Annotated in this window: 28 protein-coding genes and 1 pseudogene; 24 read left to right on the top strand and 5 right to left on the bottom strand. The window is 35.1% G+C overall.

All coding sequences use genetic code 11. From position 1 onward, the window contains the following. Positions 1-30: 30 nt before the first annotated feature. The 4 genes from AC0ONG_RS09235 to AC0ONG_RS09250 all read right to left on the bottom strand — a co-directional run bounded on the left by AC0ONG_RS09235 (position 31) and on the right by AC0ONG_RS09250 (position 3808). Entirely contained in the window at positions 31-669 is a 639-nt protein-coding gene (locus AC0ONG_RS09235; RefSeq protein ID WP_474203555.1) for an exosporium leader peptide-containing protein, read from the bottom strand. Between the two features lie 554 nt (positions 670-1223). Next, positions 1224-2090 carry an exosporium protein D gene (locus AC0ONG_RS09240; RefSeq protein WP_474203556.1) on the bottom strand — a complete coding sequence of 289 codons (867 nt, stop codon included), beginning with the start codon at positions 2088-2090 and terminating at the stop codon, positions 1224-1226. Positions 2091-2379: 289 nt separating this feature from the next. Continuing rightward, on the bottom strand, positions 2380-3063 hold the full coding sequence (locus AC0ONG_RS09245) for an exosporium leader peptide-containing protein (RefSeq protein ID WP_474203557.1): 684 nt from the start codon (positions 3061-3063) through the stop codon (positions 2380-2382). 280 nt (positions 3064-3343) lie between these two features. Then, positions 3344-3808 carry a hypothetical protein gene (locus AC0ONG_RS09250; RefSeq protein ID WP_474203558.1) on the bottom strand — a complete coding sequence of 155 codons (465 nt, stop codon included), beginning with the start codon at positions 3806-3808 and terminating at the stop codon, positions 3344-3346. 2073 nt (positions 3809-5881) lie between these two features. Here AC0ONG_RS09250 and AC0ONG_RS09255 point away from each other — a divergent pair. The 6 genes from AC0ONG_RS09255 to AC0ONG_RS09280 all read left to right on the top strand — a co-directional run bounded on the left by AC0ONG_RS09255 (position 5882) and on the right by AC0ONG_RS09280 (position 9564). Further along, on the top strand, positions 5882-6538 hold the full coding sequence (locus tag AC0ONG_RS09255; RefSeq protein WP_474203559.1) for a DUF6944 family repetitive protein: 657 nt from the start codon (positions 5882-5884) through the stop codon (positions 6536-6538). 159 nt (positions 6539-6697) lie between these two features. Next, positions 6698-6868, top strand: a complete 171-nt coding sequence (locus tag AC0ONG_RS09260; protein WP_083596019.1) for a hypothetical protein — start codon at positions 6698-6700, stop codon at positions 6866-6868. Between the two features lie 27 nt (positions 6869-6895). Beyond that, positions 6896-7378, top strand: coding sequence for an ArpU family phage packaging/lysis transcriptional regulator (locus AC0ONG_RS09265; protein ID WP_474203560.1), 483 nt, complete (start codon positions 6896-6898; stop codon positions 7376-7378). Continuing rightward, positions 7378-7920, top strand: coding sequence for a site-specific integrase (locus AC0ONG_RS09270; RefSeq protein ID WP_474203561.1), 543 nt, complete (start codon positions 7378-7380; stop codon positions 7918-7920). Before AC0ONG_RS09265 ends, AC0ONG_RS09270 begins: the two co-directional genes overlap by 1 nt. 197 nt (positions 7921-8117) lie before the next feature. Then, a complete protein-coding gene (locus tag AC0ONG_RS09275) occupies positions 8118-8966 on the top strand; it encodes a DUF2935 domain-containing protein (RefSeq protein WP_474203562.1) in 849 nt (282 codons plus the stop codon). Between the two features lie 379 nt (positions 8967-9345). Further along, positions 9346-9564 (top strand): hypothetical protein, encoded by a 219-nt coding sequence (locus AC0ONG_RS09280; RefSeq protein ID WP_000930974.1) that lies wholly within the window; start codon positions 9346-9348, stop codon positions 9562-9564. Between the two features lie 434 nt (positions 9565-9998). Here AC0ONG_RS09280 and AC0ONG_RS09285 read toward each other — a convergent pair whose 3' ends face one another. Beyond that, the gene (locus AC0ONG_RS09285) at positions 9999-10205 is read right to left on the bottom strand and encodes a hypothetical protein (RefSeq protein WP_001068927.1); all 207 of its coding nucleotides are present in this window, start codon (positions 10203-10205) and stop codon (positions 9999-10001) included. A gap of 268 nt (positions 10206-10473) precedes the next feature. On the opposite strand from AC0ONG_RS09285, the pseudogene AC0ONG_RS09290 reads away from it, so the two are divergent. From AC0ONG_RS09290 to AC0ONG_RS09375, 18 genes and pseudogenes are all read left to right on the top strand, one after another. Continuing rightward, a pseudogene (locus tag AC0ONG_RS09290) lies at positions 10474-10867 on the top strand (DNA-binding protein). 6 nt (positions 10868-10873) lie between these two features. Then, entirely contained in the window at positions 10874-11089 is a 216-nt protein-coding gene (locus AC0ONG_RS09295) for a hypothetical protein (protein ID WP_000244509.1), read from the top strand. Between the two features lie 159 nt (positions 11090-11248). Further along, positions 11249-11821, top strand: coding sequence for a recombinase family protein (locus tag AC0ONG_RS09300; protein ID WP_000576168.1), 573 nt, complete (start codon positions 11249-11251; stop codon positions 11819-11821). A gap of 51 nt (positions 11822-11872) precedes the next feature. Then, a complete protein-coding gene (locus AC0ONG_RS09305; protein WP_000390790.1) occupies positions 11873-12052 on the top strand; it encodes a hypothetical protein in 180 nt (59 codons plus the stop codon). Between the two features lie 21 nt (positions 12053-12073). Continuing rightward, positions 12074-12901, top strand: a complete 828-nt coding sequence (gene terS / locus AC0ONG_RS09310) for a phage terminase small subunit (RefSeq protein WP_474203563.1) — start codon at positions 12074-12076, stop codon at positions 12899-12901. Then, entirely contained in the window at positions 12894-14171 is a 1278-nt protein-coding gene (locus AC0ONG_RS09315; protein ID WP_474203564.1) for a PBSX family phage terminase large subunit, read from the top strand. Before terS ends, AC0ONG_RS09315 begins: the two co-directional genes overlap by 8 nt. A 69-nt stretch (positions 14172-14240) precedes the next feature. After that, positions 14241-15722 (top strand): phage portal protein, encoded by a 1482-nt coding sequence (locus tag AC0ONG_RS09320; RefSeq protein ID WP_474203565.1) that lies wholly within the window; start codon positions 14241-14243, stop codon positions 15720-15722. Between the two features lie 113 nt (positions 15723-15835). Then, a complete protein-coding gene (locus tag AC0ONG_RS09325) occupies positions 15836-16354 on the top strand; it encodes a phage head morphogenesis protein (RefSeq protein WP_000496054.1) in 519 nt (172 codons plus the stop codon). Positions 16355-16467: 113 nt separating this feature from the next. Then, positions 16468-17670, top strand: a complete 1203-nt coding sequence (locus AC0ONG_RS09330) for an XkdF-like putative serine protease domain-containing protein (RefSeq protein WP_474203566.1) — start codon at positions 16468-16470, stop codon at positions 17668-17670. 20 nt (positions 17671-17690) lie between these two features. Then, positions 17691-18668: a major capsid protein gene (locus tag AC0ONG_RS09335; RefSeq protein WP_474203567.1), complete on the top strand. Its 978-nt coding sequence runs from the start codon at positions 17691-17693 to the stop codon at positions 18666-18668. 170 nt (positions 18669-18838) lie between these two features. After that, the gene (locus AC0ONG_RS09340; protein WP_000869887.1) at positions 18839-19003 is read left to right on the top strand and encodes a YqbF domain-containing protein; all 165 of its coding nucleotides are present in this window, start codon (positions 18839-18841) and stop codon (positions 19001-19003) included. Further along, positions 19003-19539 carry a hypothetical protein gene (locus AC0ONG_RS09345; protein WP_474203568.1) on the top strand — a complete coding sequence of 179 codons (537 nt, stop codon included), beginning with the start codon at positions 19003-19005 and terminating at the stop codon, positions 19537-19539. The genes AC0ONG_RS09340 and AC0ONG_RS09345 overlap by 1 nt, the downstream gene beginning before the upstream one ends. Then, positions 19536-19907: a hypothetical protein gene (locus tag AC0ONG_RS09350; RefSeq protein WP_098920115.1), complete on the top strand. Its 372-nt coding sequence runs from the start codon at positions 19536-19538 to the stop codon at positions 19905-19907. The genes AC0ONG_RS09345 and AC0ONG_RS09350 overlap by 4 nt, the downstream gene beginning before the upstream one ends. A 6-nt stretch (positions 19908-19913) precedes the next feature. Beyond that, entirely contained in the window at positions 19914-20324 is a 411-nt protein-coding gene (locus AC0ONG_RS09355; protein ID WP_199697820.1) for an HK97-gp10 family putative phage morphogenesis protein, read from the top strand. A 3-nt stretch (positions 20325-20327) separates the two neighbouring features. After that, the gene (locus tag AC0ONG_RS09360) at positions 20328-20750 is read left to right on the top strand and encodes a hypothetical protein (RefSeq protein WP_061663826.1); all 423 of its coding nucleotides are present in this window, start codon (positions 20328-20330) and stop codon (positions 20748-20750) included. A gap of 12 nt (positions 20751-20762) precedes the next feature. Further along, entirely contained in the window at positions 20763-21365 is a 603-nt protein-coding gene (locus AC0ONG_RS09365) for a hypothetical protein (RefSeq protein ID WP_000312356.1), read from the top strand. Between the two features lie 57 nt (positions 21366-21422). Continuing rightward, entirely contained in the window at positions 21423-21941 is a 519-nt protein-coding gene (locus AC0ONG_RS09370) for a hypothetical protein (RefSeq protein WP_153579526.1), read from the top strand. Beyond that, the gene (locus AC0ONG_RS09375; protein ID WP_474203569.1) at positions 21905-22327 is read left to right on the top strand and encodes a hypothetical protein; all 423 of its coding nucleotides are present in this window, start codon (positions 21905-21907) and stop codon (positions 22325-22327) included. Before AC0ONG_RS09370 ends, AC0ONG_RS09375 begins: the two co-directional genes overlap by 37 nt. Positions 22328-22344 lie beyond the last annotated feature (17 nt).

A 22344-nucleotide genomic window follows, 5' to 3' on the forward strand; every position in this document is an offset into this window, starting at 1 on the left:
ACTTTAGGTTAATACAATTTTGCTTAAGCATTAAAGTGTGTTAACAATTATTGCTCTAATAGCACGAGGTCCTAGAGTATCTCTAGTGTCATCTGTATTAAGTCTACTTGTGGTGATGAATAGGCTATACTGATAGGTTCCTGGAGGTGGAGTATCTACCCACATGACAGATGGATTTAAGGTTATTTGAGCGAATAGACTTGTTGTAATTATATTAAAAATATTTTCATTTCCAGTTGTTATCGGATCCCCATCTCTCAATAATCTAATTTCAATACCTGCGCCAAACTCGGATCCAATTTCAAAAGGAAAGAAATCTCCTGTAGCAAAAATATCAAGTATGACTATTTGTCCAGGTAATACAGTTATTAGGGGAAGATTTAAAGTAGGAATGGTAAAAGGAGGTACAGGTTCATTGTCACCTGTAAAAAATACATTAACTATGCCAGTAGGCCCAGTATTACCAGTAGGTCCGGTGTCGCCGGTAGGTCCAGTATTGCCAGTAGGTCCGGTGTTCCCGATAGGTCCAGTAGGCCCAGTACTGCCGGTAGGTCCGGTGTTCCCGGTAGATCCAGTAGGTCCAGTCGGTAGTGTGAATGGTGGGATAGGTGGTAAAGTAGGTCCGACTAAATTAGGATTTATTGAAGCAGAAGATAAAAAATCGTCCATTATATTTTCACCTCTGAAAAATTCGTATTACTAATAGTAAATGTGAAGGTAGAGTAAAGTGAAATGGACAAACGAGGAATTAGGCAATGGGATTTAAAAAAAAGCGTTATTTGAATAGAAAAGGGGCAAGAAAAGATAAAATAAGACCGCTCCTTTTATAGGAACGGCCGTACAAATATCATGTGCTGGAGGTCGCTCCAAATGGCATAAGATGTTTTCTCTCAAAAGTATGGACAAGAAGTTTTACGATTATAAGTAAAAACGGCAGGCAACTAATTAAGTTACCCGCCTGTTCTCAAGTGGTACGGAGGAGAGAGCTCCGTTTGGAAAGAGTACAGCCGTGGGAAATCGGCTTGCAGATAGTATGTACGATATAAAAAATATTATTCGTAAAGTGAAATATGAATGATTTTTTAATGAAAGTATTATTTTGTAGGATATTAATTAAATTGGAATTTTGTTAAGCGATGAAATGTTGAACAAATGTGAATGATTAGATGATACTAAGGTAAAAGAAAAAGAACCCTTTATAAGGATTCTTTTGGGGAGTCAATCTAACATTCACATTCGTAATCACGGTAATATTCATCGCACGAATCATTTCTATCATTGCAGCAGATACAAAATGTCTTTTTAATCAATACTTCAATGAAATTAAGGAAATCGGTATTATTTGTGAGAGTAAGGCTTTGAAAATCTTCTACTTGAAATACTCTTGTTTCATTTGTAGCAAGAGTCACGATAATTGGTGTAGGAGATTTTCTTGTTTGAATAGTGACTTCGATGGGGGAGACATCTTCGGGAACAGATATTTGAAGTAATGTTTTGTTGTGATTATTAGTTAAATCTTCAAAAACTCTTCTTGAAGTGTCAGGGGGTACGATAATAGTTAAAGGTGCATTTTCGGTTGGGGTAGTTTCTGAACCAGCTACGGTATGAGTTTCGATGAAACAGTTATCTTTTTGATAGTGAGAATTTGATTGTTCTTTATAATACTTGTTACGAGAATCATTTTGATTATTGCAACAGATACAAAATGTTTTTTGAATGAATATACCAATATTGCTATTGATATTAGTATTATTTGTGAGAGTGAGGCTATGGAAATCCTCTACTTGGAATACCCTGGTTTCACCTGCAACTATTGTTACATTAATCGGTAGACGAGAACTTCTTGTTCGGATAGTTACTTCAATTGGTTGGGAAGTACCGGGAATGCGAAGATCAAGTAATGTTTTATTGTGGTTATTGGTGGAATCTTCAAAAGCAGTTCTTGTAGTGTTAGCCGGTACGTTGAAATTTAAAGCTGTATTCGAACCAGTTAATGTATGGGTTTCGATAAAACAGTTATCTTTTTGATGGTGAGTGTACGATTGTTTTTTATAATACTTTTTACCATCTTTATAAAAATAATCAGCCATACTTATGTCGCTCTCCTTTCTTTGAGATATCTCTATATTTTATTAAAAAAAGAATAGAGTGCTTGTACAAAATAAGAAAATCCGCTCTTGTAATTAATTAAAAACATTATTTGATATGTAAATGTAAGAGCAATTCGGAAAGTGCTCTGTAAAGACTATTTATTCTAAAAAGAAAAGAATATAAAATATTTTATGAATTTATTTTTGATTTTTGGTGTATTCTTTGTATAAAAATTTCATTGGAAACAGAAAACTAGATGCCATAATAGCACCTAGTTTTAAAGGAGTACTAGTTTAATTTAATAATGGTTAATTCTAAAGCATTTATTCCATTATCGCACGTACGAATGTCCCTGTTGCCAAAAAAGCTATTATTTATAAGTTGAAGTGTTGAGTTGGCTGGAATTGATAAAATAGTTTCCCCCGTGAGTTGATCGCAATCTACGTCCTCTAAATCTTGTATTGAGAGACCAAAAGTAGCTTTGAAATTTGGAATCAGACTGTTATTTAATAGTATAGAAATGATAGGGGAATAAGGAAATGAAAGAGCTACAGTCAAGTTAATTGAGGAAATGAAAGAAACCCGATAATCCCCAGCTTGTGTGATACTAATTGTGGTAGGATTTAACAGAGAAATTCCCCCTACCATAGGGTCAGCCTGATTAAAAGAAAAAGGGGATTCGAAAGGGACTGTAATGATTTCCGTTTGCCAAAAAGTTCCGTAAGCTATTGATAGCGATCCAGTCGGCCCAGTGGGTCCAGTAGGTCCAGTGGGTCCAGTAGGTCCAGTGGGTCCAGTAGGTCCAGTGGGTCCAGTGGGTCCAGTAGGTCCAGTGGGTCCAGTCGGCCCAGTAGGTCCAGTGGGTCCAGTGGGTCCAGTCGGCCCAGTTGGTAGTGTGAATGGTGGAACAGGTGGTAAAGTAGGTCCAACTAAATTAGGGTTTATTGCAGCAGAAGATAAAAAATCGTCCATTATATTTTCACCTCTGAATAGTTAGTATTATTAATAGTAAATGCGGGGATAGAGAAAAGCGAAATGGACAAGTGAGGAATTAGACAATGGAATTTTCATAAAATCGTTATTTTATTATAGGAAAATAGGTGACTCAGCAAGTGTGCCAGCCGAGTCACCCAGTACTATCGATCCAAATAATGTTCTTTTTCTATATGTATTTATGTTGAGTTCCTAGAGGCTAGCTCAAAAACCACAGTTAAAGGACAAAGAAAATCATTTTAGAGAGTATTAGATTTTATTATGTTAATGCTACAACAGCAAGAGTTAAGCCCAACGTATTTAATGTATTAGAATATGGTCCTACATTAACAGTAAGAGTACTTGTTATACCTGAAGGTGTAGTGAAAATTGCGGGTGCTGATATAGAAGTGAATCCTGCAGTATATCCTAGAGAAGTACCTGAGCCAATGATTGGATTATTATTCAGATACATAGTGATACCTGCCGAATTACCTCCTGGTTGAATAATAACTTGCACTTCATAGATTGCCAAATAGGTTCTTCCACCTTCAAGTAAAACAGTTGTTGGTGGTGTGAATGAGATTGCTGTACCATTAGAATTTACCACGGTATCTAGTGGAATCGCAGAATTTACAGAAACTATTGTTGGGGTAGTTTGAACAACATTTAAACTGTTAGACGTGGGGGATGGACAAGTGCAAGGTTTGTGAATTTTAGAGTTATTATCATTTTGGTAATTCACAAATAATCAAACTCCTTTGTGTAAGATAATTTTTTATTCTATAAAACGTAACTTTTTGTGTATCTATGTTAATTTTAATAAGTTTGTGAAAATTAGCTGTATAGCATTGGTCAGTCAATTCTTAAAAGTATTTGATACTGTGGGGATTTCAAAGTGCATTCGATAAATATATATGAATGTTTTTCAAGGACATTACTGTAAGTTAGGAAACGTAATAAAATAACCCGCTATTTAAAACGGGTTATTTCCACAAGGTGTGCAAGGAATTCAAGGTAACTGGACCAGAGAAACCTGTGAAATTCTTTTTGATAATAATGTATGCAAAGGAATCAATAAGGTTGATGAAATTCAAACAGAATTCTTATTTAATAAAAAAACCGCGTACAAAAAATGTACAAGATTATCTAAAAACTTTGTCTTGCATGCTCGTTGCATTCTATGTTTATTGTATGTAAAACGTGATACATTGCAATACATTAAAAGAGCACTTTTGACAGTGCTCTCTGACCAAAACTAATATGGAAAAAGGATACCCAAGATATTATATGTATGTTTTTTAGATAGGTGCAGTTTTAAAACAAAATCTTTCTTTTGCACAACAAAGCAGCTAGTTAATAAAACTAACTGCTTGTTGTACAAAAGAAACGCTGCGCTTACAGAAATAGTTTGTAACTTTAAGTTACAAAAATAGTATGAACAGAGTCGAAAATGTTATTCGGAAATGAAAGAAAATAAAATAAAAAAGAGCACCATGCATAAGTGCTCTTTAAGATAGGAGGTAACACTTTGAGCTGGATGTTTAGGTTAAAAGTATATGATGTAGAAAAGAAATAAGACCTAAATTTTATTATCAACTCAATACAAAAGAGCAGCCAGCAAAAGCTAACTGCTCAGCCCTCAGAGAAAGGGGAAAAGAAAATTACAGAGGTCACTGTTAATTCAAGCTGTATCAGCCCATTTATAGTATTGGACAGAATTTAGAATTTTATTCGGACAAACTAAAAACGAGCAGTTATCATAGCTAACTGCTCTCACAAACCCTGCAACAATGGACTACTTTGGGGAAAAAGCAGCTTGTACTTAGTATTAACGGAATATTGGATTTTATTCGAGGGAATGAAAATTTGAATTACCTATAAATTCCTAATAACTAAAAGAGCAGCTAGCAAAAGCTAACTGCTCTGTGAATAAGAAGAACATAATGATCATTCGTATTCAACCTTGGTGTATCTATATTGTTAACATGTTTTAGAAATTTATTCAATATAAGAGCAGCTAACAAAAGTTAACTGCTCAAGTAGATACAACTTGGGTAAGAAGCAAGTTGTATTGTGATTAGTATTGTTAGAATATCGAATTTTATTTGTTTTAATAAAAAAGCAGCTAGCAAAAGCTAACTGCTCAGTCTTAAATAAGATCTAACTGGTTACAGCACATTAAAGATGGGTTATCTATAGTATGGACGGAATATTGAGTTTTATTCAGTGGATAGATGCATTTAATGAAAGAATGTAGCCCACCATATTCCGAATAATGCAATCCAACCAATGCTAAGTAATATGTATTTCAAAATTTTCATAATTAATCCTTTTAGATATAGATTGCTCAATTGAGTTGTCTTTCATTAATTTTTAACAAAATCCTCCTTTTAATAGAAGTGGTATGTAACTTAAAGTCACAGTTAGAGTATAAACGGAATCGGAAGAGTTATATGGGAATAACACTTAATAAAAGTTTTATTTTAAAAGAAAGTGGTGATACAAATGTATATCTGTCCAAAATGTTTCACTGATCAATATGAGCTTTTTGAACATTTTACATTATGTGGAGCGGATAATGAATATTGAGTATTTTAATAAGTTCAAAGATGTAGTCGGTTTATAAAGTTGGTTCAGTAATATGTATAAAAGCAATATAGAAGTACGTTTAACAAATACGTATAATTCCTAAAAAAATACTTTTATAAGACATTATCATAAAAGGAGATGGCAAAGAGACATTTAAAATTATTAACAGTGAGATGAGTAATTGAATAGGATTATATTAATTACTTAATGCTGGGATATGTTTTAAATGGAGAATCAATTTAAAGAGATATTTGGTGCATGGGTTGCAGCAATAGGAACAATTACTTCCGCTATTGGAAGTACGCCTTTTGATTTTATAAGCAGTAATGTAAGAAAGGATTTAAATGTTTATGGAAACGTATTACAGGCTGTTGGAAATGCTTTAGAGGCTGATGGTCAAGGAGAAGTGTCTCTTGAAAAAATCGGTAATGAAATCCAATCAATTGGTAATGTCACTGTAATATCGGGATTAATTATCGATTTTAAAGAAGAAACACAAATTAAATTAGTGATTGCCGGGAATTGGACACAGGCTTTGGGTGGACTTACAGCATTAGCAGATGAATTTGAGGATACATCCGATAAAGATGAACACTTAAATATTATAGGAAACTTATTACAATCAATTGGGAATTCATTACAGGCAATAGGGGGTATTGACGAATTAAAAAGTATCAGAAATGAGGACCAGTCTAATAAAGAAGGTAATGTAAATGATGTGGAGAAAGATACAAACACTCAGGTAAACAACGAAACTAATGAAAATGAAGAAGGAAAGCTAATAGATATTATAGGAAGTTGGGTTCAAGCAGTTGGTTCTGTAATTTCATTAATTGGACAAATACGTGAAGAGAGTGAGGAATTGGAAGGGAACGATGAATAGAGTAATTTAATAGAACAGTTAAAACAATAATTCTTTTAAAGTGAAAGCAAACAGAATATAGTCCGGCTAGAAAACTAGAGGACACCAATTCATTAAAGCGGCAATGAAAGCTGTTTTAGGGATAGGTGTCCTTTTTATTTTGAAAAGGGAGATGGGGGAATGAAGGTGCTAAGAGATCAATTGCGCGAATGGAAAAAGCAATCAAAACAAGCTAAGAAGAAAAACAAGAAAAAACGAAAAGAAAAACTAAGCACTCGTGACATTGAAGATTTAATGGGAATTCGTGGTCCACGTTATGAACGTAGACGTGGAGCTTTAAGACAAAAGTAATTTAAAAATAAAAAGGAGTGGTCTTACATGACTAAACAATTATCTTTCTTACCAAAAATTGATAGAACAGCAACACAAGAGGAATTAGAAGGTGTGTTGGAAAGTGTACGTATACATAGACAGTTTGGGATGATGCGTAAAGAAATGAAAGTCACTCCTTCTTATGAAATACGTGAGCATGGTCCTACACATGCAGTTGGAAAACCGTTAGAAGATGTTGCTATAGCAAATATTCAACAAAGTAAACGAGAAGAGTGGCTTGAGAAAATGTCATTACGTATTGATCAGTTTCTAACTCGATTAGGAAATGGACGTGCAGGAAGTATTCAAAGGGATATTATTTTTAAACGTTATTTAGAAGAAGAGGACGTATGTGATTACATGGTTTATAACGAAATAGGGATGTCAGAGCGTACATACCGACGTTGGAAGTCTAAAGCGTTTTATAAACTTGCTTTTGCGCTTGGATTAGAAGTTTACGAGACAGAAGAAACAGGAGGTAATGAATAATGAATTTTGTTCAACCGATACGTGATCCAGAGCAAATACAACAAATTAAAGAGTATTTAAAAGTAAAGAGCGAACGTAATTATATCTTGTTTGTAATGGGAATTAACACAGGCCTACGCATTAGTGACATTCTAAAACTGAAGGTTGGAGATTTAAAGGGAAGCCATATTTCAATGCGTGAAATGAAGACAGGTAAACAGAAACGTATTCAAATTACTGCAGCATTAAGAAGAGAGTTAAAATGGTATCTCGAAGGTATGGGAGATTATGAGTATCTAGTTAAGAGTAGGCAAGGAACGAATCGACCAATTGGAAGAAGCATGGCGTATAAAATACTTAGCAGTACAGCAGCAGAGTTTGGTTTAGATGAGATTGGGACGCATACACTACGTAAGACATTCGGATATCATATGTACATGCAGACAAAAAATATAGCCTTGCTGATGGAGATATTCAATCATTCAAGTGAACGGGTAACGTTAAGATATATAGGAGTAAATCAAGATGCAATGGATAAAGCAATGACTAGGTTTAAAATCTAATCATTGCTTTTTTCTTCTTGATTTTTGTTCCATATATATAAATAGATAAGGAATTAGCTTTTTTGGCTATTGATAATGATAGATTAGGTTAATTTTACATGTATACGAAATTCATCATGAACTTTTATTGAGGGTATTTTTATATATATTTACTCATAAGAATGAAACTAGGTTAGCATTTACTGGGGGGATTAAGAATGAATAGAGATGAAACCTCATTACATCCTGATACGGGTGTTACATCTGTAATGTTTGTTGAACGTTCATTAAATGAAATTCGTTTTTGGTCTAGAATCATGAAGGAACATTCTTTTTTTCTTCGATTGGGGTTTAGATGTGAGGATACTCAACTAATCGAAGAGGCCAATCAATTTTACCGATTGTTTGAACATATCGAACAAATAGCGTATTCCTATACAAATGAAACAGATCATGGGCAAATAAAAAGATTTAATTCAGAAGTACAACAAGCTGCAACTAATATTTGGGGATTTAAACGAAAAATTCTAGGATTAATTCTCACATGTAAATTGCCAGGACAAAATAATTTTCCACTGTTAGTGGACCATACAAGTAGAGAAGCTAATTATTTTAGAAACCGTTTAATCGAATTAAATGAAGGTAAATTAGATGCCCTTCCTGATGCTATTATTAAAGAGAATGTTTTCTTTCTAAGGATTATGGCAGACCATGCTAAATTTATTGGTCATCTTCTTGATCCATCAGAAAGAAAGCTTGTAGATACAGCCCGGAATTTTAGCAATGATTTTGATGAATTAATGTATCAAGCAGTTGATTTAGAATCTATGAAACCACAATCTCAAACAGTTCCTCTTTTAGATCAGTTTTTAGATCAAAATCGTGTGTCAGTCACATCTCTCCGGGATTTTAAGAAAACGGCACGTGATTTAATTGAGCAATGTAAAATAAAGAGTATCATTCATCCATTATTAGCAGACCATGTTTTCCGTGAGGCTGATAGGTTTCTTGAAATAATTGATATGTTTGATGTTCATCTTACAAATATTAAATCACAATCTAAATAGTCTGCCTAATTTTAAATAAGAATAAGCTCCTTTATTTCATATATAACTAGTTTAAATATCAATATGAATTTTTAAAAGTACCAATACGCAAAGGCTGCCACATATTAGCGATGGATAATATGTGGCAGCCTTTATTTTTTTGTACTACATTTTAAAAATGAAGGATTTTGGCCCAATATACGTTTTAATTGTATACAGTTCCTCATTTTTATTGTGTTGTGTAACCCAAAAGGGAAAGTCTTATGAAGCTATGAATATCAAGGACTTCAGCGACAGGTGCAGTTACACAAAATATAAGATATGGGTAAGTGGTAGTATCAAGGAATTGAATGGTGTATATACATAAATATAAAATGTAAGGGGGAGGTAATTGTGATTCATGTTAAATGAAGAACTATTAGAAGTAATAATTAGATATAAAAGGAATACTGGAAGAAATCCTGATGTGTTAAAGCTAAATCCAACTTATTTTAGAAATATTCTAGAAGAATTGAATTATCCACAGTGGATTATAAAAAAGAAAATGACAGAAATGAAAAAAAGTATATTCGGTGTATCAGTGGAATTAACAGATGCAGTGGAAAAATTTGAACTATGAAAAAGTTGGCAGAGTCGTGACCGCTTTTTGGCAGGAAATGTGCCGGTTATTTTGGAATTAATGTGTTATATTTGTATTGTGGGAAGTGGCGGGAAACACAACTCATTATGTTGTTTTTAAAATTCTAAACGGTTCGTAATGATGGCGCATAAAATCCGAAACCAACAGATGGTAACGATTGAATGATACCGTTATTAAGGAGAGCTTTTGCTCTTCTTCCAGTTACTTAATAATGCATAAAAAGATTGGTGCAGCAATATTAGGTGATTGGAAGAAGGGTAAAACTTCATTTACCGTAATTAAAATACAAATAAATAATTGATATCAGAGCATCCATAACGGTTGCTTTTTTCTTTGTTATATAGAAATTACACATTAAACGTATTTAAATACTGTTTTAGGTATAACATGAATTGACATCAATGGTACAGATATTAGATGTTAAATGTACCGTGAAACTCTTGGAAATACAATGATGGGAAATTATAATGATATTGGTATATTACAGGAGAAGGCGCAATTGTAGGAGTAAAGGGGATATGCCCAGGTTGCATACCATATTGACCATATGAAGGATATTGAGGTAAATGTTGCCAAGCAGAAGCTGGAGCTACAACAATCCTCATCGGTAAAGGATTCATAATATAATCACTCCTAAAGTAGTATTCATGTAATAGGGTATGCGCTCACTGAATATAGATGTGCACAATCTAGGCCTATAAACATAATAATTAACGAACAGAAAATACGGTTACTAATCTTATGATGTGTCCATTAGGGATGTTTTATTTTTAGAACAAACATGTGTATAGCAATTAGAGCAGGCGCTGCCGTGATCTGGGTGGCGTCTTGTTTGTTGTTAAGGAAAGATAAGCGCAAACGTGTTGCATTTATTATGAGGTGATACATATGGAATTAGAATTATTAAATGATTTAACAGCAGAGTTAAAGACACGAGTTTTATCTGATGCAGTTACATGGGAATTAATTAATGATATTGTATTGGATCATTTAGAGAGAATGACAGATAAAACAAAAATGAATGAAATGGGGATAGGGATGTATGGTGTTAAATGGGAAGATGTTAATTTGAAACCATATGCAGCGCTAGATAATGTTATTGGTGTTAATGATGCTCATCTTATTAGCGGCCTTTCTCCTGGTCATATAAAGAATCTATGTGCAGCAGGTGCTATTTGAATCCAAAAAGGTCGGCAATACGTGGATTTTAGATAATGAGAGATTTAGAGTATGGTTTGAATGCTCCCAATTAAACGAAACAAACTCAACACAAATATTGTAAGGGGTGATGGTATTGTCAAATGTACAATATACTGCTCATGCAAATAATGATAGTAAAGATGCTACAGAATATGTAAATGCATTAGCTTATATATCTTCATTTTTGTTAGCTTATTCTGATCAGAAAGTTATCGATAAATTGCTAACTCAATCCAATGAAAAAGAAACTGAACTAATTAATGGTATTTTAAGTAGATTGCAACTGCGTTTGTCCGAAAACTAGTGTCTCAAAAACAAAACATTATGAGACACTTAATATATGGGCCTTAAAACCTATAAAAATGGTATAACAAATGTCTCAAAACTATGTCTCAATTAATAATTGATTTTGATACAGGAATTTGATACACTTTTTATATCAAATAACAAGGGATGATGGTGCATGATATTCGGATATGCTAGGGTTTCTACTAAAAAACAAAATTTAGATATGCAATTGGATGAATTAAACCGTTATGGTTGTGAAGAAATAGTTACAGAAAAAGAAAGTGGAGCGAAAAAGGATAGAAAAGAGCTTCAATTATTACTTGGCAAACTTCGCAAAGGTGATACATTGGTTGTTTACAAGTTAGATCGTTTAGGAAGAACCATGCACCAGTTAGTTAATTTATTGCAAGAATTTAATGATAAGGAAATTCACTTTGTTTCTATTAAAGATGGTATTGATACATCTACAACAATGGGAAGGTTTTTATTTCATATATTTGGTGCAATGGCTGAAATGGAACGCGAGGTTATTAATGAACGTGTTGTTAGTGGTGTAGCTGCTGCAAAAGAACGAGGAAAACAAGGTGGTCGCAAACGTGCTCATACTCCGGAACAGATAGAGGGTATGCTAAAAATGGTTGAACAAGGATTACCTAAAGTTGATGTCTGTAAGATGTTCAATGTTTCAAGGGCCACTTTATATAGATACATAAATGAAGAAGAAAAAAATACGAAAAATTTAAAGTAGCGAATTCGCTGCTTTTTTATTTTGTAAAGCAATTAGCGTGAGGTGGTGTAAATGGAAGAAGAAACTATAAACGTTCCTACATGCTCTGTTTGTAATGAGCCGTGCATGTGGACATTAAAAATGCCATTAACTATTACTCATTTTGATAAAACATATCTCCGTGAAGCAAATACGGATAATGCTCATATATGCATTGAGTGTTTAGAGAAGGAAGTGCAAACAATTGGATAAGGGGGCAGGTGTTATGTAATTATGGCCAGACAACGAAGTCCAGACCGTAACAAAGCGTATGAAATATTTAAAGAACATAACGGTGATATTACAAATCGTAAAATTGCCGAATTGTTGTCTACATCCGAAAAAACTGTAAGTGAAAAAACGGTTGGCGGATGGAAATCCAAAGATGGATGGATAGACAAATTAAATGGAGTACTCCATAAAAATGAACGGAGTACTCCAAAGAAAGATACGGAGTACTCCAAAAAGAAACCAGGAGCACCCAAAGGTAATAAGAATGCTATAAACAATCGCGGTGGGGCCAAAAAGGGAAATAAAAATGCTGTCGGTAATTCCGGAGGTTCTGCTCCACTGCGTAATGGTAATGCTGCTACTCATGGTTTATATAGAAAGTATTTACCGCAAGAATTATATGATTTAAAAGAAGAGCTAGAGGAAGCAATTAACAATGATCCTTTATCGATTCTATGGGAAAGTATAATGCTGCAACACGCTCAAATTATTCATGCTCAACGTATTATGTTCGTTAAGGACAATGAAGACATGACAAAGGAACTGCGGGAAAACAAACTTACCGAAAGCGGCTATGAGGAAGAGTGGGAGATTCAATTTGCTTGGGATAAGCAAGCTAGTTTCTTAAATGCTCAATCTAAAGCACTTTCTACATTATCTGCTCTTATTAGAGATTTTGATAGATTAGCAAATATAGATGATGAGCGAAGGGCCAAACTTGAATTTATCCAGGTTCAAATCGACAAAATTAAATCTAATACTAATAATGATGATAACAATATTGAGCCAGTTGTCATTGTAGACAATATCAGTGGTGATTTAAATGTCTAAAAAACAAATAGCCGATATACTTCCGCCAGCATTCCATCAAGTTTGGTTAGCCCGTAAATGCGAATCGATATTAAAAATTGTTTGCAAGGGTGGTCGTGGTTCCGGTAAATCTACTGACATATCCATTTGTATTGTTATGGACCTTATTCAGTTTCCTATTACGGTTCTTTGCATACGTAAAGTAAAGGATACAATAAGAGAATCTTGCTATGAGCAAATAAAAGAAGCTATAGAAATACTGGGTGTAGAACATTTATTTCGTTTTAAAGAAAGTCCAATGGAAATTATTTATAAACCACGTGGGAATAAAATCATATTCCGTGGTGCTGATGATCCTGCAAAAATCAAATCTATTAAAATAGCGAAGTATCCAGTTGCTATTGCATGGTTTGAAGAGTTGGCCGAATTTAAATTAGAAGAAGATGTATCTACGATAGAGAAGTCTATTTTGCGTAAAGAATTACCGAATGGATTGCGATATAAAATGTATTACTCGTATAACCCACCGAAGAGAAAACAGTCCTGGGTTAATAAGAAGTTTGAAACGCAATTCAAGCCAAAGAATACATTTGTACATCATAGTACATATCATGATAACCCTCATATCTCTAAACAATTTGTGGAAGAAGCAGAAGAAACGAAAAGGCTTAAACCACAGCAATATGAACATGAATATGAAGGGAAACCGACAGGCAGTGGTGTTGTTCCATTTAGTAACCTTACATTCAGACGTATTACAGATGAAGAAATTAAATCATTTGATAATATACGTCAAGGGATTGACTGGGGTTATGGGAATGACGCACTGTCTTTTGGTCGTATGCATTATGATAAAACGCGCAGAAAGCTTTATATATTCGGTGAAATACATGGCGTTAAAATCAGTAATCGCTCATTAGCTGAAAAGATTAAACAACTTGGTTGGGATGACGTCGAGATAATTGCGGATTCATCGGAACCAAAATCAATTGATGAAATGAAAAATGATCATGGTATTAAGAAAATCAAAGGTGCGGTTAAAGGGCCTGGTTCTGTTGAATACGGTGAAAAATGGTTAGATGATTTAGAAGAAATCATAATTGATCCGGAGCGTTGTCCAAAAACTGCAGGAGAATTCGAAAATATTGATTATGAAGTTGATAAAGACGGTAATCCAAAAAATAGATTACAAGATAAAGATAATCACAGTATCGATATGACTCGTTACGCATGTGAGGACGATATGAGTAAACGTAAAGTAGTTATGGGTGGAAAGGTTAAAAGAGTGTAGTCGGATATTTATTGTTCGGCTATTTCTTTTGCTCCTTATTAATAGAAGAAAGGAGGACATACAAAGGATATGAGCGACAAGAAAACCATAAAGAATATAAAAGTATTTAGTATAAATAAAGCTGCAGATGCTCCAAAAAATAAGGAAGATAACAGCAAACAAATGGCGGTTGATCCATTCGCGCAAATATATGGAGATAGGGGATTGGTTAAGCCTCCTTATGATATGAAGGTACTAATGGATATAAAGGAAAGTAACCCTATTCATTCTGCTTGTATTAGCGCGAAAGTGGATGATATCGCGGGTGTTGGCTTTGACTTCGCGCCTTTTGAAGAAGTGAAAGAAGCAGCAAGCCAAGAGCAATATGAAATGCTAAAAAATTTCATGCGGAAGTGCAACCCAGAAATGACAAGTTCAGAAATTCTTAGAGCTGTATGGGAGGATTATGAAACAGTTGGTTGGGGAATCATTGAAGTTGTTCGCGATAATAAAGGTGAAAGTCCGGTAGAGCTTTATCATATACCGGGACATACAGTACGTGCTCATAAGGACAAAATACGCTTTGCTCAAATCGTAAACAATAAAGAAATTTGGTTTAAAAAGTTTAATTATCCAGATGATTATCATCTTGCTGATGGTAGGCCTTTAGGTGCAGAGGATCTTGCAGGAAGTGGGACAGAAAAAGCCGGGGAAGTAATTGTTATTCGTAAGTTTGGTTCTCGTTCTTCTTATTATGGAATACCTAATTACGTTAGTTCTATAGGTTCAATAGTTGGCTCACAAGCAGCAAGAGATTACAATATAGACTTTTTTACAGGCAAAACCATTCCGGATTCCATTTTATTTCTTGAGGGAGTCGATGAAGTAGATTCTGGAACAGAAAATGAACTGAAAGCATTTTTCTCTGCAGAAACAAAAGGAGAACACCATAAATTAGCCGTTGTACCTGTTCCACATGGTGCAAAAGCAAGGTTAGAAAAGATTAGTCCAGATGTAAAAGAAGGTAGCTTCCGTTTATATAAGCAGGATAGCGCAATGGAAATATGTGTGGCCCATCGTGTACCGCCTTATCGCATAGGATGGGCTATGACAGGTTCGTTGGGGCAAACAACCGCTAAAGAAATGAACGAGATGTACAAGCGTTCTATTATAGAGCCTGGTCAAGAAATCTTAGAACATCGATTAAATAATCAATTGTTCCGTGTATTTGCTGAAATACTAGGCGGTTTAGATTGGCATTTCAAATTAAATGAAATCGATACGGATGATCGTGAAGCGGATTTGAAGTATGCAAAAGACAGTTATGAAGGTGGAATATTAAAACTGAATGAGTCCCGTAAGGTAGTAGGTTATGAACCTGTACCAGAAGGGGATAAATTCTTTGATGGTACAACTGAATCTTCTCTACCGGAACCAATTGCAAAAGCTGCAGATAATGAGCAAGATAACTTAATTGCTATTAATACATTTAGGGAAAAGCATGAAGAAATAGAGAAAGCTATGCAAAAGAAGGTAGCTGATTTTTTTCTGAACAGGGAAAACGGCTATTAAACCTGCTTCCCGTAATTCGTATTAATAAAACAGATGAAGAATTTGTTCCTTTAATTAATGAAGCAGAAGTTGATGAATTTCTTGATAGTGTTGATTGGGATGAGGAACGACAAATGTTTGTCGATGAAGTCACGGACACACTACAGGATGATGTAACAGAGTTTGTACAGAGTACTATAGCTTCTAATGGTTTAACCTGGATGGTATTAGATCCAATTGGTGACGTTGCTGCAAAATGGGTAGCTACTTACGCTTTTGAATTAGCAAAGGGAATCCATGAAACCACTAAAGATAGATTAAGAGAAACAATGCTAAAGAATCTTAGTGAGGGAATGGGTGTCGATGCATTAAGTGTTTCCATTGCAGATGTAATGTCAGAAGCGAGCAACTACAGAGCGATGATGATTGCACGTACAGAAACTACATATGCAATGAATTACGGCAATTTAATTGCTTATAAGGGCGCAAATAGAAACAAGAAAACATGGCTTACAGGAAACGATGAACGTGTTTGTAAAGAATGTGGTGGTTTACATGGGGAAACGGTAGATATTGATGATCTATTTAGTAATGGAAAGATGTGCCCACCAGCTCATCCGCATTGCCGATGTACTATGATTTCAGAAGAGTAATAAAATACACCTATTTAATTGGGGTTTCATCGTCAAAACGTATAAGGCTTTAAATTGGCTGCTATGCGTTTTGACAGTGGAACCCCAATATTTATAGGGAAGGAGGTAAAACGATGGGATACGAACTAAAAAACGCCAATATCAGCTATGTTTCATTAGTTACAAAAGGCGCTAATGGTCGTCAATTCGCCATTATGAAAAGCGAATCTGCTAAACAACCAAATATATCAAAGCAAGTTCCAATCCTTAAAACAGAGGAAGAGAAGCAGCTTGTTACAGGTGTAGTATATGAACCTGATGTAGAAGACTCACACGGGGATAAAATGACAGCAGAAGAAATTGAAAAGGCTGCTTATACCTTTATGGAGAATTACCAACACATTGACAAGCAACATGATGAAATTGCTGGTAAAGGGACAGTTGTTGAAAACTGGATTGCTAAAAGTGATATGACAGTAGGCGAACAAGAAGTACAAGCAGGAACATGGCTTATGACTGTTCGTGTTGATGATGCAGACACCTGGGAAGAAATTAAAAAAGGTGAAGTTACCGGTTTTTCTATGGGTGGATTTGGTGAACGAGTAGAAATCGCCAAGACTGATGATTTTACTCATGAAGATAAAGGCCTTATTCGAAAGATGTTAGATTTCGTTAAAGGTGAAACTCACAAAATCACAAAAGGCGAAGTGAAAGACCGCTTTATTGATGAAAAACAAAAGCGTGATTTACGAGCTGTATTTAATTTGTTTGAAGATGTGTTCTATTGGGAGATTTGGGAAAGTAATCCCGATATCGATCGTATGGTAGCTGCTCTTGATGATATGAAGGACATACTTTCTTCTATTAAAGGTGGTTATACCATTGCGAAATCAGAAGACAGTGTACAAGCAGAAAGCATTGTTTTAGAAAGTATTAAAAAAGCGGGTAAAGTATTATCCCAAAAGAATCATACAAAATTAGATGAAGCATTGGCTTTAATTACTGAAATAAAAGAAGCTGCTTCACCACAGGAGGAAGATGAAATGAAAGCAGAAGATATTGCAGAGATTGTTAAACAAGCAGTAGAACCACTAGCTACTAAGTTAGAAAAGATTGAAAAGCAGGTGAATGGTGAAGAGGTAGAACCGACGCCAGAAGAGCAAACAGAGGAAGAAAAAGCTGCAGCAGTTATTCAAAAAGCACTAGAACCAATTACAAAACGACTTGAAAATATCGAAAATGCTGCTTCTATCCGTAAAGGCTTAGATCCAGACGAAGATTTTAAACCAGGACAACAACAAATTAAAAAATCAGTATTCTCAAATTTAAATTTGTAATATAAGGAGGAATAAACAATATGAACAATCAACAATTATTAAATCGTTTATCTAAAATTGAAAAGACAATTTCAACGGGATCACTTTCTTCTGGTTTATTAAATCCAGAGCAAAGCAAAGAATTCTTCCGAATGGCATTTGATTCAACACCATTCTCACAATTGCACCGAAAAGAAATGCGTAAAGCGAAGCAAGGTGAGTTAGACAAAATTGCAATTGGCGGACGTATTCTGCGTAAGAAAACAGAAAACAAAGATGATGAATACCGTGCTGGTGTTAAAACTTCTAAAATTGAGTACCATACAAAGGCTATGCGTTTACCTTGGGAAATTACAGAAGAAACTCTTCGTGAAAACATTGAAGGTGAAGGTTTCGAGGATACCGTAATGACTCTTATGTCAACTCAATTAGGTATCGATTTAGAGGATTTGCATTGGAATGGAGACACTGAATCTTCTGATCCGTTCTTATCGATCAATGATGGTTGGTTAAAGAAAATTAAAAAATCGTCAGAATCTCATATTGTGGACCATGCTAAGTTAGTAACTGGTACAGGCGAAGCGGCGGCAGCGAATGGATTTGGTAAAGGTTCTATTTTTGCTTTATCTGGTGCAATGCCAAATAAATATAAAAATAGCAATCTACGTTGGATCATGTCACCGAGCCGTAGAGAGAAATGGATTGAATATTTAACAAATCGTTCTACTGGCGCTGGAGATGCTGCATTACTTGGAGCTGGTGACCAAGTTAATAAACCAATGGGATATGGCATTGTTACTGTTCCATCTTTAACAGATGATGTAATCATGCTTGCTGATCCACGAAACTTTATCGCGGTTAATACATACGAGACTCGTGTCCGTAAAACAACCGAGGGTGAAAGTGCGATCATGGAAGATAAACGTTTCTATGTAATTCACTTTGATGATGATGCTGTAATTCAAGAAATGGATGCAGTAGCAATCCTAACAAATATTCCGGATACGTTTGGAGCTTAATATCCAGGCGTATTTTTTATGGGAATAAACCCTTTGTTATTAGGGATTTGAATGTATACTTTTTTATTATTTTCTTGTTTTTAATAGAAAACGAGTTAGAACCAATAAAACGAACAATACGAATGTAAACTTTTATTCATTAGTTTACATTCGAGAAAGGGGTGCTAATCATGAAAGTAGTTACGTTACGATATGGTGGTACTTACACCGCTTATGGACAAAAGTTCAAGAATGGCCAAGAAGAAACAGTTGCAAATGATAAAGCTGATTACCTTGTAAGTACTGGACATTTTGAACTTGTAAAAGAAGTCGATAAGAAGGAGAAAGAAACATAATGGATATTACCATGCAGGACATTAAAGACCGCGTAAATGTGCAGAAAATGCCCGATACGGTTATTCAAGAACTAATCGATTACTATGCAGTTATTGTTAGGAAGTATTTAAAAGTTAAGCCGGAGAATCCAATGAAAGAAGTCATTCAAACAAGCAAACTAGCTTGGCTTTCTTTTCCTGCTGAATCCATAGCAAAAGTTACTCATGTTAGTTCTAAACAAGATATGATCGATTCTATTACTGTAAATGGGCGTATTGTTTATGGTTTATCCGAAAATCAGTTATATGAATTCGAATATAAGATACAAGATTATGATGATCTGCAGGTACTTATGAAGAAATGTATTATTGATTTGGTTGTTTCTGCAGTAGTTCGCGCTAACTTACAACGAAAAGGTATGAAGACATCGGAGAGTATTGGGGATTATTCGTACCAGATTAGCCCAGAAACGCTAGATGAACCAGCTACAAACAATAAGATACTCAATGGCTTAAAAGGGTTTAGAGCAAGAGTTAAGCCGGTGATGGCCACATGAACGAAATGTATTTCGATGATGGTGGAATGGATGATTTATATATTCATGAGGTAGTTGTAAAACGAAAAAAGAAAAAGAAGCAATCCGCTGGTAACTATGCAGAAGTACCAGAGGACGTTTACGAGAAGATGATTTGCCGTGTAACTACGAATTCTGCTACTGATAATGAGAGATTTAAGCGTGATAAACAAAATTTTGATACAACATTTAAGATATATGCACCTGCTTCTTACATAATTAAACCCAATGATCTTATTCATTTCAAAAATGAAGATTTGGGCGCTGATTATACATTTGAAGTAAAAGGAGAGCCGCGTAATCCTGCATTTATGAATCATCACATTGAAATTTATTGCGAAAAGGTATGATTCTAAATGGCGAATTCAGTAGAAATTGAGTACTCAAGTAATATGGAGCAAGTAAAGACGCATATTAACGCTATGTGTGTTGAAAAAGTCACAGCAGCATCTATTCATTTACAAAATCAAGTTAAGAAGAACCTCACAGGTAGCCGTAGCGGTAAGCAATACAAAATACCTCATACGAGTCGTAAATATACCGCTTCTAAACCAGGGGAAGCTCCTGCTGTTCGTACCGGTGATTTATTAAATTCGATTAAGTATAATGTCAAACGATCACAATCGGAAGTGTTAGGCGCAGTAGGAAGCGATTTGAAAAAAGCAATATGGCTTGAAACTGGTACAAGTAATATGGAAGCCCGTCCATTCCTATTAAAAGCGTTTGAAAAAGAACGTAGAGAACTTAAAAGAATGATGGGAGGGTAATAGATGTCTAACGCTATCGCAGCTATTAGAATGCTTGTAGAAAACGATGAAATAATAAAGTCTAATCTATCGGAATATGGTGAAGGCGAAGACAGAGGCCCTGCTCTTACATCCCAAACTGCACAAGATGATATGAAAATGCCTTATGTAGTTATGAGAATTGAAGCAGATAATCCGGATGATGTTGAAATTATAGATCGTATGATTCTAAATTTCGATGTGTATTGTGATAATGGGGATTATGATAAGGCGAAGTTAATTGCTACACGTATTGAGAAGTTACTAGATAGAGAAGTTGGTTTAAAAGATGATGGGATACTTTCTATACATCGTGCAGGTAAACTGCCGGTACCAGATGAAGACCCATCTATCATTCATATAAATGCAAAATTCCTTGTTCGAACATTTCGAACGGACTTGTATTAGGAGGTAGAACAAATGGCTTGGAAATTGATTAACGGTGTCCGCGAAGGCACGACTGATAATTTTGTTATCGGTCCCGGTGTTATTTACAAAAATTTTAAAAGCATAAAAGAATTAGGCGAAATGGTTGGAGCGACTACCGGCGGAACAAAAGTCGGTTTTGATCGTGAATATTATGATGCAGATATTGATGGTGTCCTTGGTCATTTAGTGCGCGGTAAATGGCTTTTAAAAGATGTACCGCACGTTGAGGTTACATTAGTTGAATTTACAAAAGAAAACCTACAGTTGGCTTTACCTGGGATGACGGTAGATAGCACTACAGAAGAGGATTACGATATTATGAAACCTTCAAATGATATTCCAGATTCAAATTACCATGATATCGCACTAATCGGTATGATTTCGGGTAGTGAACTACCTGTTATTTTCGTAATTCGCAATGCAATGGTAGTCTCATCTATTGAAGTAGATCTAAAAGATGGTAAAGGAACGGTTGGTTTGAAATGTAAATTTATCGGTCATTACAGTGAATCTGCACCATCTACGCCACCGTATGAAATTTATGTACCAAAGAAAAAGAAAACTGCAGCAACTAAAGCGCCGGCTACCGCATAAATGGTAGTCGGTTTTCTATTACATAAAACAAGCTAAATGCTAAAAGGAGAGCACGAAATGAAATCTATTTTAGAAAAAATGATGAATACTGGTACAGAAATCACGATTTTAGGGGAGAAAATATTGATGCGTCGCTTAAATGTAACTGATGTTTGGCGGTTCGCTAAGATTATTTCTAAAGTTGGACGCCATGCAATAGCTGATTTTGCAGATTTCGGTAAAGCTAAAAATGAAATGGATGAACTAACAAAAGCTGCAGAGTCTCTTCCAGAAGAAGAAAAAAACGTTCAGTTAGCTGCACTTAAAGAACAACAAAAACAAAAAGGTTTAGAGTTTGCTTTACGTGTACTAACAATGATCCCGGCTTGTGAAGATGATTTCACAGAGTTCTTTGCAAGTTTACTAAAAGCTAAGAAAGAGGAATTTTGCCAACTCCCTCCCGAAGCAATGGTTTCTGTTATTCAAGGATTACTGGAAAGTGAAGACTTAATGACTTTTTTCAACCAAGTGCAGGGGCTAGTGAAAGTTCAGAGCGAGAAATGGAACCAACCAGCAGCAGCTCCGATTCAAGCGTAAATGAAAATTCAGATGAATATTTAGAAGAAGCCGAACAAAACATGTTACGTGCTTTCGACAAGATCCAAAAGCGGTATGGATGGACAGATGAATATGTCTTATCTATACCGTATTCGCGTTTAATGGACCTATTTTCTTTAATTGCACGAGAAGAGCAGCAAGAAGAACTAAATGAGTGGAAGAAGATGGCGTTCATTGGCTTTCAAACTCGTCAACTTGAAGAAGGTACTACTTTTAATGATTATCTTCAAGCTTTTGGACTAACTGACAACCAGGACGATAAAGAATCATCTTATGAAATGGGTGAAGTATGGACGAAAGAAGAGTGTGAAGCGCATGTTGAGCAGATTATGGCTCAATTCCAGGAAGACGACGATGAAGAATAAAATGGTTATCGGCCCCA

The sequence above is a fragment of the Bacillus sp. TCT6 genome, assembly GCF_056033845.1.